Raw genomic sequence first — 13,746 nt, 5'->3', positions numbered from 1 at the left:
GTGCCTCGATCACCGGCCGGAAACCAGCTCGGGGTGCGGCAGGAGGCAGGACCGGAGCACACAGAGCACGGTCTCGTCGTAGGTGAGCCCAAGGAGTTTGGTGCAGGCCACGAAGTTCCCGCCCCGGGTCAGGCCCGGGATCGTGTTGACCTCGAGGACGTAGTGCTCACCTGCATCGGTGACGATGAAGTCGACCCGGGAGTAGCCCCGGCACCCGACCAGCTGATGCACGGCCGTCGCGGTCCACCTCACGGCGTGCTCGACGGCTTCCGCGCCGAGTCCGAGGTACGTCGGTGGGTGTGCGGGCGATCCACCGAGCTTCACGTCGGCGTCGTAGAAGTCGCTGTCGAACATCACCCGTACCGCTGGGCTGGCGATGAGCACTCCTGCCAGGTTGAGTACGGCCACAGTGACCGTCTCGCCGGCGATGAACTCCTCCAAGAGCAGGGCACGGTGCTCGTCAGCCGAGACGGTGGTGTCCAGCGACAGCGGCGCGGTCAGGAGCCGCATCCCGATGCTGCTGCCACCCGATACCGGCTTGGCGATGACCGGCGGCCGCAGGCCGTCCAGCCGTGCCTGGTTCACACCCCAGGGCAGTTCGCAATGATCGGCCAGGGCGTAGCGGGGAACCGGCATGGCACAGCCCGACATGAGCCGTTTGAACGTCACCTTGTTCAACGCAACCGCCCCGGCGAGCACGCCCGAGCCGGTGTAGAGCTTGCCGAAGTAGTCGAGCATCCCCTGCAGGCGGCCGTCCTCGCCGTACTCGCCGTGCATGTTGATGAACACCAGATCCGCCGCCCGAAGGTCGTCGAGGAACGAGTCGCTGGCAGGGTCGACATGCCGAGGGTGGAACGCCTGCCGCTCCAACGAATCCATGACGTCGCCGAGGCTCACGCCACCCGCCGGCGCTCGCTCGGCATAGAAGCGGTCCTCCTCCGACACGGCGCCCGCCACCACGGCGACAACTGCGCCCGTCACCTGCCGACGGAAGTTGGCGAGTCCCGCCGGATGATCGCGAGGTGATCGCTCGCGTCCAGCTCCCTACTTGCCGATTCGATCCCACGGCCCGACGTCACGTTGCCACCTCTACGCCGCGGTCACTGAGTTCGTCGCGGACGGCCTTGAGGAACGCCAGTTCCACCTGAGTAAGCCGCCCTCCTTCGTGACGGAGCCTGCGCTCGGCGAGGCGTAGCCGGACGGTGCTCGTCGCCCTGGCTCGGCGGTGAGCACTGTCGTATGCAGCGTGGACTTCCCTCAACGTCGTCATGCCGTTCAGCGTCCCGCTGGAAAGCAGCGACCGGAACTGACCCCGCACCAACTCAGCGCCGAACCACCACCGAACCCGCGCCGAACTCACGCCCGCTCCGGCCCGCCCTCGGGCATCCTCCCAGGCCCGGGGCTGTCACACTGACGTCATGATGGAGTTCGACGGCCGCCCTGCCGAGGTGGGCGATCTCGCCCCGCTGGCGTTGACCAACTACGGCCACTTCACGTCGATGCTGGCGGAGGACTTCGCCGTGCGCGGGCTGTCGTTGCACCTCGAACGCCTCGTCCGTGACGCTCGTCTGGTCTTCGGTGCCGAGATCGACCCCGACCGCGTGCGCCAACTCGTGCGCCACGCCTTGAAGGACGTCGCCGGCCCGATCGTCACCCGGGTCACGGTCTACGACCCGACCCTCGAGCTGGGCCATCCCGGCGCCGACGCCTCGCCCGGCATCCTCGTCACGACCCGCCCGGCCGCGGCGACACCGCTGCCGCCGATGCGCCTCCAGTCGGCTGGCTACTGCCGGGACATGCCCGAGGTGAAGCACGTCGGGCTATTCGGTTCGCTCCGGTACCGGCGTGCCGCCCAGCTCAACGGCTACGACGACGCGTTGTTCACCGACCCCAACTCCAACGTCTCGGAGGCGGCCACCACCAACGTCGGCTTCTTCGACGGCGAACGGATCATCTGGCCGAAGGCCGAAGTCCTGACCGGCGTCACCCTCGCGCTGCTTGCCCAGGTCCACGACGGTCCTGCCGTGACCTCACCTGTCAACCTCGCCCAGCTCGGCGAGATGCAGGCCGCGTTTGCGACCAACGCCGTGATCGGCGTCCGGTCGATCGGTGCCATCGACGGGACCACGTGGTCAGCCGACCATCCCATCCTCGACACGTTGCGTCGCGAGTACCTCGACGTGCGCCCCGAACCCCTCTAGCTACTCAACGTGGTGGTGCCCACCCGCTACGCTCGCTTGCCCGGAGAGCGTTGAGGTGGGAGCCGCGGGTGGCGACGGTTCAGCGATGGTCGGGCAAGGAAGTCCGGGCACTACGAGAGGCCAGGCGGATGAGCCTCCGCGAGTTCGCCGTCCACCTCGGCGTCAGCGACCGAATGGTCTCGAAATGGGAAGCCGGGGCCGAGAACATCCACCCCCGGCCGATCAACCAGGAAGCACTCGACACTTCGTTGGCCAAGTGCAGCGACGAAGAGGAGACCCGCTTCGCCACGTCCCTCGCCGGGACGACGCTTGCCCCGCTCGTGAAGCCCGTCGCCGTCGCTCCTGAGATCAGCTCTGACCAGGCGCGTCACTCTGTCGACGGCAAGCTCATGACCCTGGTGCCCTCCGGCATGTTCCTCAGCGGCCGTGACAACGAGCCGGTCTGGATCGACTCCTTCTACGTCGACGTCCACCCCACTACGAACGCCGACTACGCCCGGTTCATCAGCGCCGCTGGCCACCCGGCACCCCAGCACTGGACCAACGGCCGGTACCCCGACGGCCGGCACGACCACCCCGTCGTCTTCGTCACCTGGCACGACGCCAACGCCTACGCCCACTGGGCCGGCAAGCAGTTGCCCGAGAACCGGCAATGGGAGAAGGCCGCCAGGGGCACTCGCGGCGAGATCTACCCCTGGGGCAACCAACCCACCCCCGCCAAGTGCAACGCCCGCGAAGGAGGCGTCGGCTCGACCACTCCCGTCGACCGCTACCACAGCGGTGTCAGCCCCTACGGCGTCTACGACATGTGCGGCAACACCTGGGAGTGGTGCTCCACCGAGACCACACCCGGCCGCTACGAGCTCAAGGGCAGCGCCTTCACCAGCCCCTTCCACCGAGCCACCCCCGCCACCTTCAACGACGCCTCCTCCCAGATGCTCGACGACGACACCAGCTTCCGCTGCACCGCCATCCCCGACGGCCTCATCCAGCCGCCGACGTCGTAGCCGGACGCCACCCGCAGCGTGCTCCTAGCTTGCTGGCCTGCTATGACGCCCGCTCGGCACACGGTCCGACCTCGCGCGCCTCGACAACCCGACTCTCGTCGAGCGCCTGACATCGCTCCTTAGTGCTAAGAGTTCTTCTCGTACACGGCGACCTGGCTCGTGCTGTCGCCGGTCAACGGGGTTCGGTCCCACGCGGCCCAACGTTCCCGCAGGCGGAGGCCCGCGAGCCTGGCCATGAGGTCGAGCTCGGAGGGCCACACGTAGCGGTAGGGCGCGGCGTGCCGGACGAGGCGTCCTTCGACTTCCATCCAGTGGTGCGACGACGCGATCTGCCCGACGACGTCGTCGAAGGTCTCGATCCCGACGTGGTCACTCTCGAGGGTGAAGATCCGGCCGACCTCTCCTCGTGGGACACGGCGCAGCTGAGGGATGATCACCTCGACCACGAAGGATCCGCCCGGTTCGAGGTGGGCGGCCGCATTGGCGAAGACCGCCAGCTGGTCGTCCTGGGTGGTGACGTTCATGATGGCGTTCGCCACCAGGTACACGAGCGTGAAGGTGCCGGGAGCCCGAGCGGTGGTCATGTCGCCGACGGTCACCGGGACCGCGTCGGAGCCGGGCTTGGTGCGGAGCTGCTCCACCATGTGGGTCGACAGCTCGATGCCGTGCACGGCGACCCCGCGAGCGCTCAGGGGGAGCGCGACCCGCCCCGTGCCGACGGCGAGCTCGAGCGCCGGACCACCCTGCGCCAGTTCGACGAGTGCGTCGACGATCGGATCGAGGACCGCCGGTTCGTAGGTCGCCGGGTAGACCTTGTCGTAGACCTCCGCGATCTCCCGGCCCCACACGATCGAACCCATCGCCGGAGCCTGGCACCAACGATCCCCGCCACCCCAGGCAATTTCACCCCACGACGGTTCTTGAGTCGTTCATGGGCACCGCACGATCATGCGGGTCCGGGCTCGATGCGGTAGGAGGCAACCATTTCGGTCGCTGGACGCCCCACAGAAGGACACGGCGGGCGACAGGGTTGTCGCTACGACGGTGGCATGGTGCGCCAGCCCCGCTCGAAGGGCAGGCGCCAGGCGTGCGGTGCGACGAGCTGGTGGATGGCGTTGGGGCCCCACGACCCGGGTGGGTACATGCGCACCGGCGGTGGGTTCTCGAGGAGCGGTGTCGACAGGTCCCACAGCCGCTCGATGCCCTCGGCGGCGGTGAACAGCGTGTGGTCGCCGCTCATGGCGTCGTAGATGAGGCGCTCGTACGCCTCGAGCACGTCGGACTCGCGGCCGGTCTCGTGCAGGGCGAACTGCAGGCTCAGCTTGTCCAGCGTCATGCCCGGTCCCGGCCGCTTGCCGTAGAACGACAGCGAGAGCTTCGAGGCGTCGGCCAGATCGAACGTGAGGTGATCGGGGCCCTGGCCCCCGACGCCCGAGCCGGGCGGGAACATGCTCTTCGGCGGCTCCCGGAACGCGATGGAGATGATGCGGGCCCCTTCGGCCATGCGCTTGCCGGTCCGGAGGAAGAAGGGGACGCCGGCCCAGCGCCAGTTGTCGATCTCGCAGCGCAGGGCGACGAACGTCTCGGTCTCGGAGTAGGGCCCGACACCCGGCTCGTCGCGGTAGCCCTGGTACTGGCCCCGGACGACGTCGGCCGGCTGGATGGGCAGCAGCGACCGGAAGACCTTGTTCTTCTCCTCGCTGATGGCCCGAGGGGTGAGCTCGGTGGGCGGCTCCATCGCCATGAAGGCCAGCACCTGGAACAGGTGGGTGACGACCATGTCGCGGTAGGCGCCGGTCTGCTCGTAGAAGGCGACGCGGGAGTCGAGCGACAGGGTCTCGGGCACATCGATCTGGACGTGGTCGATGTGGATGCGGTTCCAGATGGGCTCGAACAACCCGTTGGCGAAGCGGAACGCCAGGATGTTCAGGGCCGCCTCCTTGCCGAGGAAGTGGTCGATCCGGAAGATCTGATCCTCGGAGAAGGTCTCGTGCAGGGAGGCGTTGAGGTGCCGGGCGCTGACCAGGTCGGTGCCGAACGGCTTCTCCATGATGATCCGCGACCGGTCGACGAGGCCCGCCTCGCCGAGCATCCGCACGACCGCCAGGGCCGCGGCCGGCGGCACGCTCAGGTAGTGGAGCCGACGGCAATCGCCGCCGAGGGCGCTCTCGGCGTCGGCGACCGCTCGCGCCAGCCCCGCCGGTCCTGCGTCCTGAGGGACGAACACGAGCTTGCGCTCGAAGTCGGCCCACTGGTCGTCGGAGATGTCGCGGGTCGAGTGCTTCTCGTAGGCCCGCCTGGCCAGGGCACGGAACCCGTCGTCGTCGATCTCGTCGAGCGACGTGCCGACGATGCGGCAGTCGGACACGAGCCCCGCCATCGACAGCCGGACGAGACCGGGCAGCAGCTTGCGTTGGGCGAGGTCGCCGGTGGCGCCGAACAGCACGATGACGTGCGGCTTCAGCGGCGACATCAGGCGCGAGTTGATGTCGATCGGCTCGGTTTGGGCCATCGCTGCGCCTCCCGGACGGTTCGCTCCACAGGCTACGGGTTGCGGCGCGCGGGCAGCGTGGCCCCGGGGGGTGGGGCCACGCTGCGGTGCGGGTGGGGTCAGGGGGTGGTCGTCGGGAGGTCGATCGGGCCGGTGGCGCACTCGGTCATGGCGTCGGTGACGACCGCCGGGAGAGGGGTCGAAGGATCGTCGCGGATGGCCTCGTCGTACTCCCTGAACTCGTCGAACGGCATCGTGTCGACGAGCGCGTCGTAGGTGCACCCGCACACGTCCTCGGCGCCGTCGCCCGCGCCGGCGGTGCACTCCGACATGAAGTCCGAGCGCATCTCGTCGGTGTAGCTGCTCGGCTCGTCATCGCCACCACAGGCACTGGCCAGGAACAGTGTCGCCCCAGCGAGTGCGATGAGCTTCCTTCGCACGGCTCTTCTCCTCTGTCGCTTCCGTTCGTGCGGCGCTCATGCTCATCGCCCGGTCACCTCGGAGCATCGGGAGGATGCCCGGGCGACTTCCGGGTCGATCGGGGATCACCCCCGACCCTCGGGGCCTGACGTGAGTGTCAGAAGTAGAGTGGGCGAATGGCGGAGGGCCTAGATCCCGAAGGGGGACCGCGGGTGGTGGCGGGAGACCTGGTGCGGGATCTCGCCGGTCGCCACGGGGACCGGCCGCTCGCCGTGCTCGGCGACCGCACCCTCACCTACGCCGACGCCGAACGGCAGTCGGCGGCGCTCGCCAAGGGCCTGCTGGCATCGGGGGTCGGGAAGGGGAGCCGGGTCGGGTTGCTGGCGCCCAACGGCCCGGAGTGGATCGTCACCTGGCTCGCCGGCAGCCGCATCGGCGCCGTCGTCACCCTGCTGAACACCTACGCCCCGCCCCGGGAGCTCGGCTGGGCCCTGCGGCACTCCGACACCGCGGTGCTGGTGGCGGCCGCGGAGCACCTCGGGCACGACTACGTCGAGCGGCTCCGCCTCACCGTCGACGGGCTCGCCGACCAGCGCCACGAGCACATCCGCACGCCCTCACACCCCTTCCTCCGGTCGGTGTGGTTCCTCGCCGAGAACGGGCAGCCCTGGGCCGGGCCGGTCGACCAGCTCACCGCCCGCGGTGCCGACATCGACGACGACCTGCTCCTCGCCGCCGAGGCCGAGGTGACGCCGGCCGACCCCATGGTGGTCGTCTACTCCTCGGGCAGCACGGCCGAGCCCAAGGGTGCGGTCCACACCCACGGCGCGGTCTGGCGGCAGGGTCGCACGCTCTCGGACTTCCGGCCGCTGGCGCCGGGCGACCGGGTGTACACGCCCATGCCGTTCTTCTGGGTGGGCGGGTTCGGGTTCGCCCTGGTCCGGGCGCTGCGGGCGGGGGCGACGCTGGTGCTGGAGGAGCGCTTCGAGCCCGGCGCCACCCTGGCGCTGCTGGAGCGGGAGCGGGTCACCCACGTCCTCGGCTGGCCGCACATGGGCCCGGCGCTCACCGGTCACCCCGACTTCCCCCGCCGTGACCTGTCGGCGCTGCGGGGTGGGGCGCTGGTCGACCTCCTCCCGCCCGACCGCCGTCCCGCCGACCCCGGGCTGGTGGCGGGCTCCCTGGGGATGACCGAGACGCTCGGCCCCCACCTGATCGACCACGAGGGTGCCGAGCTGAAGGAGGACCAGCGGGGGTCGTTCGGGCGCCCGGTGCCGGGGATGGAGCACCGGGTGGTCGACGGGGAGCTGTGGGTGCGCGGCGGGTCGGTGATGGCGGGGCTCCACAAGCGGGAGCGCGACCACGTCTTCACTCCCGACGGCTGGTACCGCACCGGCGACGCCGGCCACTTCGACGACGACGGGCACTTCTTCTTCACCGGCCGGATGGGCGACCTCGTCAAGTCGTCGGGCATGAACATCAGCCCCCGGGAGGTGGAGGTGGCGCTGGAGGCGGAACCCGAGGTCACCCGGGCCGTGGTGGTCGGCATCCCGGCCGGTCCGCGGGGCGAGGACGTGGCCGCCGCCGTCGTGGCCCGCGACGTCACCGCCGCCGACCTGACCGCCCGCCTCCGGGCGACGCTGTCGTCCTACAAGGTGCCCCGCCACCTGGTCGTGCTGGCCGACGACGACGAGCTGCCGTGGCTCGACTCCGGCAAGGTCGACCGCCGCGCCCTGGCCGAGCGGCTCAGCGGCGCAGGCGGTCCCGCAGGTCCCGCTTCCTGATCTTCCCCGAGGGGGTGCGGGGGAAGTCGGCCACCACCTGGAGCTCCTCGGGCCACTTCTGCTTCGGCAGGCCGACGGCGGCGAGGTGGGCCTGCACCGCCGCCAGGTCGAGCTCGCCGTCGACGCCCGGCGCCGGCCGCACCACCGCGCAGGCGTGCTCGCCCAGCCGCTCGTCGGGCGCGGCCACCACGGCGACCTCGGCGATGCCGGGCATCGTGGCCAGGCGCTCCTCGATCTCGGCCGCCGACAGGTTGCGGCCGCCCCGGATGATCAGGTCGCTGAGCCGGTCGGTGATGGTCAGGAACCCCTGGTCGTCGAGCACCCCCACGTCACCGGTGTGGTACCAGCCGTCCGGGTCGAGGGCGGCGGCGGTCAGCGCCGGGTCGGTGTAGCCGGCGAACAGGTCGGGGCCCCGGCTGACGATCTCCCCGGGCGTCCCCACCGTGACCGAGGCGCCGTCCTCGTCGACCAGCCGCAGCTCCACCCCGGGCATCGGGCAGCCGTCGGTGAACATGCGCTGCTCGGCGGGCACGTCGAGCGTCGACCCGGTGATCGACGGGTGCTCGGTCGAGCCGTAGGCGCGGGTCACCGCGATGCCGAGCCCCTCCGCCCGCTCGGCGACCGCCCGCGGCACCGGCGCGCCCCCGAGGCCGAAGCGGGTCATGGCGGCCAGGTGCTGCGGCCCGAAGTCGGGGTGGTCGAGGAGGCTGGTGAGGAAGATCGTGGCCCCGCCGCCGGGGCTCAGGTCGTGCTCGGCGCAGATCGACAGCACCCGCCCGGGGTCCCAGCGGTCGATCAGCTCGACCGGGTTGCCCTGGTGCAGCGGCACGAGGCTGCCCCCGAGCATCCCGGTCATGTGCGCCAGCGGCGACGCCATCACCGCGGCCCGCCCGCCGAGCACGTTGAGCGATGCCAGCTGGCGCACCTCGGCGAGCAGCGTGCGGTGGGTGTGCACGACACCCTTGGGGTCGGCGGTGGTGCCCGACGTGTAGCCCACCATCGCCGGGGCGTCGGGGTCGACCGGCACGGGGTCGGGCAGCGGCTCGGCCTCCAGCAGGTCGGCGAAGCGGACGGCACCCCCCGGCACGGCGGCGCTCGACCCGGCCGAGTCGCCCACCACCACGACGGTGTCGAGTCCGAGGTCGCCCAGGTCCAGGTCGCCCAGGTGATCGCCCGCCGCCACGACCAGCGCCCGGGCCCCCGACTGGCGGACGATGAAGCGCACCTCGCGCGGCCCGTAGAAGTGGACGATCGGCACCAGCGTCGCCCCGATCCGGAACCCGGCCCACAGCACCACCAGCGTCTCGGCCCAGTTGGGCAGCTGGTAGGCGACCACGTCACCCGGCCCCAGACCCCGCCGCACCAGTCCCGCCGCCAGCCGGGCGGCGTCACGGTGCAACGCCGCCGCCGTGGTCGTGCAGGGACGCTGCTCCGACCAGATCCGCACCCGCAGGTCCGGGGCGGCGGCCACCCGCCGGTCGACGAAGCCGGCGAAGGTCTCGTCGGTCCACCAGCCGTCGTCCACGTAGCGCCGCCGCAGCTCCGCCGGCACCGCGGGGAGCCCCCAGGCGTCCTCCGCCATCGTCGCCATGGTCAGAACGGCCGCTCGGCCGGCCCGACCACCGCAGTTGGGGTGAAGGTGGCCGGCATCCGCACCACGCCGTTCAGCTCCGGGTTGCCGGCGTAGAACACGGTGGCCTCGCGGTCGATCCGGTAGTCGGGCATCCGGGCGAGCACCTGGCGGACCAGCACCTGGAACACGGTGCGCGCCATGTGCAGGCCGATGCAGCGGTGGGGTCCGACGCCGAACGCCAGGTGGGGGTTCTCCTCCCGGTCGATCACCACCTCGTCGGGCCGGTCGAAGACCCGCTCGTCGCGGTTGGCCGACAGCCAGCTGAGCATCAGGTGGTCGCCTCGCCCGAGCTCCTCGCCGCCCAGCTCGGCCGGGCAGGTGACGGTGCGGGTCAGCGTCTCGTTCACCGAGAAGTAGCGCAGGAACTCCTCGGTGGCGACGCCCAGCAGGTCGGGCTCGTCGACGAGCCGCTGCCGCAGGTCGGGGTGCTGGTCGAGGTGGTGGAGGCACAGCGCGGTGAGCGAGGTGGTCGTGTCGAGGCCGCCGCCCACCAGGTTCCACACCACCGACACCAGCTCGTCGTCGGTCAGGTGCCGACCGTCCTCCACCTCCAGCTCCACCAGGTCGGTCAGCAGGTCGTCCTCCCGGGGCCGCTCGCGGCGCGCCGCCACCTCGTCGCGCAGCTCGGCCAGCATGGCGGGGACGTTGGCCAGCGCCCGGTTCCGCTCGGGGCCGACCCCGTAGGCGACGGTGCCGTGGAAGGTCTCGGCGTAGTGCTCCCAGCCGTCGCGGGGGAGCCCGAGCAGCTCCATCGTGAGGATGGCGGGCACGGGGTTGGCGAAGTCGAGCACCAGGTCGATCGCCCCGGACTCGATCCGCTGGTCGAGGAACCAGGTGGCGGTGGCCTCCATGAGCGGCTCGAGGCGGGCGATGGCGGCCGGGACGAGGAACGGGTTGATGGCCCGTCGCAGCGCCTGGTGCACCGGTCCCTCCACCTCGGCGATGCCGATGGTGGGCATGGCCTTGGCCCGGGGTATGCCGGTGATGCCCACGTAGGCGATGCCGTCGTCCGACTCGGGGACGTAGCGGCTGGAGTAGGTCTCGGCGTCGCGGGCCACGGTGGCGACCTCGTCGTAGCCGCTCACCACCCAGAAGCCGCCGAAGTTGGGGTTGTGCGCCACCGGGCAGCGGCGCAGTTCGGCCCACCGGGCGAGGCGGTCCTCGTGGAACTGCTCGTCGTGGTGGTTGAAGTCGACCGTGGTTCGGTCGGCCATCGTGTGCCTCCCCTCCGGGGCGGGAACCCCCGCCTCGTGTCATACCACGTCAGGCGGCAGATTTCTAACGGTCACGTCATTCTTCGGCTATGAAGTAGGGCATGGGAGCAGACCTGAGCCAGGTCCTGGCGGCGCATCCGGCGCCCCCGCCCGCGATCGACGTCGGCCGGATGCGGCGGGAGCGTCACCAGCGGCTGCAGGCCGAGCTGGCCCGACGCGACGTCGACGCCGCCGTGCTGCTGCGCAGCTCCGACGTCGCCTACGCCACCGGTCAGGCGGTGCGGGGGGTCGACGCGGCCCACGCCGCCTTCGAGCGACCGGTGGCTGTCGTGGTGGCGGGGGAGGAGCGGCCGCACCTGCTCTGGGACGACGTCGACCCGGGCCTCGCGGACGACGTCGAGGCCCACCCGGCGGTGTGGCCCGAGCTCGACGAGGGCGCCGAGTCGCTGGCGGGGGTGCTGGCCGAGATCGTCGGCGCCGGCCGGCGGATGGCCGTGGACGAGCAGAGCGGGGCGATGTTGCGTCGGGGGGTGTTCGGCGGGGGACCGCTGGTCGACGCGGCGGAGCTGGTCGGGGCGGCCAAGCTGGTCAAGACCGCCGACGAGCTGGCCTGCATCGGCGAGGCCCAGCGCCTCAACGAGGCGGCGATGCCGGCGGCGCAGGCGGCGCTGCGGCCGGGGTCGACACGCCGGGAGGTCGCCGGGGTGTTCCTGGCCGAGCTGGGGCGGCTCGGGGTCGACGCCAACCTGATCGACCCGATCTTCCAGCGGATGCCCCGCTCGATCGCCGACGGGCCGCGCACGACCACCGGCCACGTCGCCTTCCCCACCGGCGCCGACGAGACCTTCGCCGAGGGCGATCTCGTCTGGGTCGACGCCGGCATCGACCACCTCGGCTACGCCTCCGACTTCGGGCGCACCTGGGTGGTCGGCCGCGACCCCGACCCGGCCGAGCAACGGCTGTTCGAGCGCTGGTGCGAGGCGATGGTGGCGGTGCTCGACGTGCTCGGCCCGGGCGTGTCGGGCGGCGACCTGTGCCGGGCCGCCGAGGCTGCCCACGAGGGCGAGCGACCGTGGCTGCCCCACTTCTACCTGGCCCACGGGGTCGGCGTGGAGAGCGCCGAGATGCCGCTGGTCGGCACCGACCTCGGCACCGCCTTCGACGACGGCCTGGTCATGGCGCCGGGAATGGTCCTGGTGCTGGAGCCGGTGGCCTGGGAGGACGGCGTCGGCGGCTACCGCGCCGAGGAGATCGTGACCGTCACCGCCGACGGCTGGCACCACCTCGGCAGCGGCCACCCCTACCCGCCGTTCGCGCCATGAACGGCGACGAGTTGCGGGGCGCACGGCGGGAGCGCGTGTTCGAGGCCATGGACGAGGCGCGCCTCGACGTGGTGGTGCTCGGGCGGCGCGACTCGGTGGCGTACGCCACGGGTGCCGTCGGGCTCTGGACCGCCGGTACCCGGCCCTTCGGCGCCGCTGCCGTGCTGGTGGGCGGCGACCGGTCGGTGCACCTGCTGTCGACCTGGGACACCGGCGTGCCACCCGAGGTGCCGTTCGAGAACCTCTACGGGGTCACCTGGAACCCGGCGCTCATGTCCGAGGCGCTGGGCGCGATCGACGGGTTGGCCACGGCCCGCCGCATCGGCGTCGACGCCCTGTCGCCGGGGTTCGCCCGCGCCGCCGGCCGCCTGGCCCCGACCGCCGAGCTGGTCCCGGCCGACGACGTGCTCGGCGCGGTGCGTGCCGTGAAGCTGCCCGCCGAGGTCGGCCGCATCGCCGTCGCCGTCGGCGCGGCCCGGTCCGGCGTCGACGCCGCGGCCGCCGCGCTGCGGGCGGGCGCCTCGACGACCGAGGCCCTCGCCGTGGTGGCGGTCGCCCTGGCCGAACGGGGCTCGACGGTGCCCACCTCGGCGCCCGTTGTCGCACCCGTCGCCGACGGGCTGGTCCACGTCGACGTCGGCGTCCTGGTCGCCGGCTACGAGGGAGGCCTCGGCCGGACGGTGGTCGTCGACGGGTCGCCCGACTTCCGGCTCGACGCCCAGGCCACGGCCCACCAGCGCCGCCTCCTCGACGCCTGCCGCCCGGGAGCGACGGCGGCCGCCATCCGCGAGGCCGCCGAGGGCGCGTCGGGTTGGATGGTGCGCGGCACCGGGATGGGCTTCGAGCGCCCGGTGGTCACGGCCTCCCTGGGCGACGGCGTGGTGCTGGCGGCCGGCAACGTCCTGTCGGTGGAGATCACCGTCGAGGGGATCCGCCGCCGCGACCTCGCCCACCTCGGCGCCGACGGGACCGCGGCCCTGTGATCGTCGTCCTCACCGCGATGCGGTCGGAGCTGCGGCCGTTCGTCCGGGCCGCCGGCCTGACCCGGTCCGACGACGGCGCCGTCTGGTCGGGGACGGTCGGCGGGCACGAGGTGGTCGCCACGACGATGGGCGTCGGCATGGCCGGAGCGGCGGCGGCCGCCGAGCAGGCGCTCCAGCGGGGCGACGTCGAGCGACTGCTGGTCGTCGGCATCGCCGGCGGCATCGACCAGGACCTCCCGATCGGCCACGTCGTCGTGCCCGAGGTGGTGATCGACGGCGCCGGCGGGGCCGAGCACCCGACGGCGCCGTGGGGCCCGGTCGAGCCCGACGGCCGGCTCATCACCTACCACGACTTCCAGACCGACCCCGAGCTGATGGCCCGCCTCCAGCGCGAGGGCTACGCGGCGATCGACATGGAGACCGCCGCCGTCGCCGCCGTCTGCGAGCGGCACGGGTGCCCGCACACGGCGTTCCGGGCGATCAGCGACGACGCCCTGGGCGGCACCATCGATCCCCAGGTGGCGGCGATGGCCCGGCCCGACGGCAGCCCCGATCTCGGCGCCGCCGTCCGCTACGTGCTGCGCCGTCCCTGGCGGGTGCCCTACCTGGTCGGCCTGGGCCGGGACTCGGAGCGCGCCGCCCGGGCCGCCGCCGACGCCGCCGTCGCCGCGCTCCGGGCCTGAGGCCTGAG

12 protein-coding genes are annotated in these 13,746 nt (G+C 72.1%); 6 read left to right on the top strand and 6 right to left on the bottom strand.

Annotated features, from left to right (window positions below; translation table 11 throughout):
* Nucleotides 1–9 precede the first annotated feature (9 nt).
* On the bottom strand, nt 10–981 hold the full coding sequence (locus VK611_03450; protein HMG40351.1) for an ATP-grasp domain-containing protein: 972 nt from the start codon (nt 979–981) through the stop codon (nt 10–12).
* 437 nt (nt 982–1,418) lie between these two features.
* On the opposite strand from VK611_03450, the gene VK611_03445 reads away from it, so the two are divergent.
* On the top strand, nt 1,419–2,201 hold the full coding sequence (locus VK611_03445; protein HMG40350.1) for an aminotransferase class IV family protein: 783 nt from the start codon (nt 1,419–1,421) through the stop codon (nt 2,199–2,201).
* Nucleotides 2,129–3,208: an SUMF1/EgtB/PvdO family nonheme iron enzyme gene (locus VK611_03440; GenBank protein ID HMG40349.1), complete on the top strand. Its 1,080-nt coding sequence runs from the start codon at nt 2,129–2,131 to the stop codon at nt 3,206–3,208. Before VK611_03445 ends, VK611_03440 begins: the two co-directional genes overlap by 73 nt.
* A 125-nt stretch (nt 3,209–3,333) precedes the next feature.
* Here VK611_03440 and VK611_03435 read toward each other — a convergent pair whose 3' ends face one another.
* The 3 genes from VK611_03435 to VK611_03425 all read right to left on the bottom strand — a co-directional run bounded on the left by VK611_03435 (nt 3,334) and on the right by VK611_03425 (nt 6,139).
* Nucleotides 3,334–4,068: a class I SAM-dependent methyltransferase gene (locus VK611_03435; protein ID HMG40348.1), complete on the bottom strand. Its 735-nt coding sequence runs from the start codon at nt 4,066–4,068 to the stop codon at nt 3,334–3,336.
* 176 nt (nt 4,069–4,244) lie between these two features.
* On the bottom strand, nt 4,245–5,720 hold the full coding sequence (gene zwf, locus VK611_03430; protein HMG40347.1) for a glucose-6-phosphate dehydrogenase: 1,476 nt from the start codon (nt 5,718–5,720) through the stop codon (nt 4,245–4,247).
* Between the two features lie 98 nt (nt 5,721–5,818).
* Nucleotides 5,819–6,139, bottom strand: a complete 321-nt coding sequence (locus tag VK611_03425) for a hypothetical protein (protein HMG40346.1) — start codon at nt 6,137–6,139, stop codon at nt 5,819–5,821.
* 156 nt (nt 6,140–6,295) lie between these two features.
* Here VK611_03425 and VK611_03420 point away from each other — a divergent pair, with 156 nt between their 5' ends.
* Entirely contained in the window at nt 6,296–7,903 is a 1,608-nt protein-coding gene (locus VK611_03420) for a class I adenylate-forming enzyme family protein (GenBank protein HMG40345.1), read from the top strand.
* Here VK611_03420 and VK611_03415 read toward each other — a convergent pair.
* The gene (locus VK611_03415; GenBank protein HMG40344.1) at nt 7,866–9,485 is read right to left on the bottom strand and encodes an AMP-binding protein; all 1,620 of its coding nucleotides are present in this window, start codon (nt 9,483–9,485) and stop codon (nt 7,866–7,868) included. The genes VK611_03420 and VK611_03415 overlap by 38 nt on opposite strands.
* 11 nt (nt 9,486–9,496) lie before the next feature.
* Complete coding sequence (locus VK611_03410; protein HMG40343.1) at nt 9,497–10,750, bottom strand: cytochrome P450; 1,254 nt, start codon at nt 10,748–10,750, stop codon at nt 9,497–9,499.
* Between the two features lie 101 nt (nt 10,751–10,851).
* Here VK611_03410 and VK611_03405 point away from each other — a divergent pair, with 101 nt between their 5' ends.
* The 3 genes from VK611_03405 to VK611_03395 are packed head-to-tail and all read left to right on the top strand — an operon-like array spanning nt 10,852 to nt 13,738.
* The gene (locus VK611_03405; protein ID HMG40342.1) at nt 10,852–12,072 is read left to right on the top strand and encodes a Xaa-Pro peptidase family protein; all 1,221 of its coding nucleotides are present in this window, start codon (nt 10,852–10,854) and stop codon (nt 12,070–12,072) included.
* Nucleotides 12,069–13,055: a M24 family metallopeptidase gene (locus tag VK611_03400; GenBank protein HMG40341.1), complete on the top strand. Its 987-nt coding sequence runs from the start codon at nt 12,069–12,071 to the stop codon at nt 13,053–13,055. Before VK611_03405 ends, VK611_03400 begins: the two co-directional genes overlap by 4 nt.
* Nucleotides 13,052–13,738: a hypothetical protein gene (locus VK611_03395; GenBank protein HMG40340.1), complete on the top strand. Its 687-nt coding sequence runs from the start codon at nt 13,052–13,054 to the stop codon at nt 13,736–13,738. The genes VK611_03400 and VK611_03395 overlap by 4 nt, the downstream gene beginning before the upstream one ends.
* Nucleotides 13,739–13,746: the final 8 nt, after the last annotated feature.

This window comes from Acidimicrobiales bacterium, assembly GCA_035316325.1.
Lineage (GTDB): Bacteria > Actinomycetota > Acidimicrobiia > Acidimicrobiales > VFJN01 > DASXTK01.
This window is presented reverse-complemented; position numbering and strand designations above follow the sequence as displayed.

Excerpts from the sequence above, each read along its gene's own strand:
- VK611_03445 (HMG40350.1), top strand. The coding sequence starts at position 1,419 with ATGATGGAGTTCGACGGCCGCCCTGCCGAGGTGGGCGATCTCGCCCCG.
- VK611_03435 (HMG40348.1), bottom strand. The coding sequence starts at position 4,068 with ATGGGTTCGATCGTGTGGGGCCGGGAGATCGCGGAGGTCTACGACAAG.
- zwf (HMG40347.1), bottom strand. The coding sequence starts at position 5,720 with ATGGCCCAAACCGAGCCGATCGACATCAACTCGCGCCTGATGTCGCCG.
- VK611_03420 (HMG40345.1), top strand. The coding sequence starts at position 6,296 with ATGGCGGAGGGCCTAGATCCCGAAGGGGGACCGCGGGTGGTGGCGGGA.
- VK611_03415 (HMG40344.1), bottom strand. The coding sequence starts at position 9,485 with ATGGCGGAGGACGCCTGGGGGCTCCCCGCGGTGCCGGCGGAGCTGCGG.
- VK611_03410 (HMG40343.1), bottom strand. The coding sequence starts at position 10,750 with ATGGCCGACCGAACCACGGTCGACTTCAACCACCACGACGAGCAGTTC.
- VK611_03405 (HMG40342.1), top strand. The coding sequence starts at position 10,852 with ATGGGAGCAGACCTGAGCCAGGTCCTGGCGGCGCATCCGGCGCCCCCG.
- VK611_03400 (HMG40341.1), top strand. The coding sequence starts at position 12,069 with ATGAACGGCGACGAGTTGCGGGGCGCACGGCGGGAGCGCGTGTTCGAG.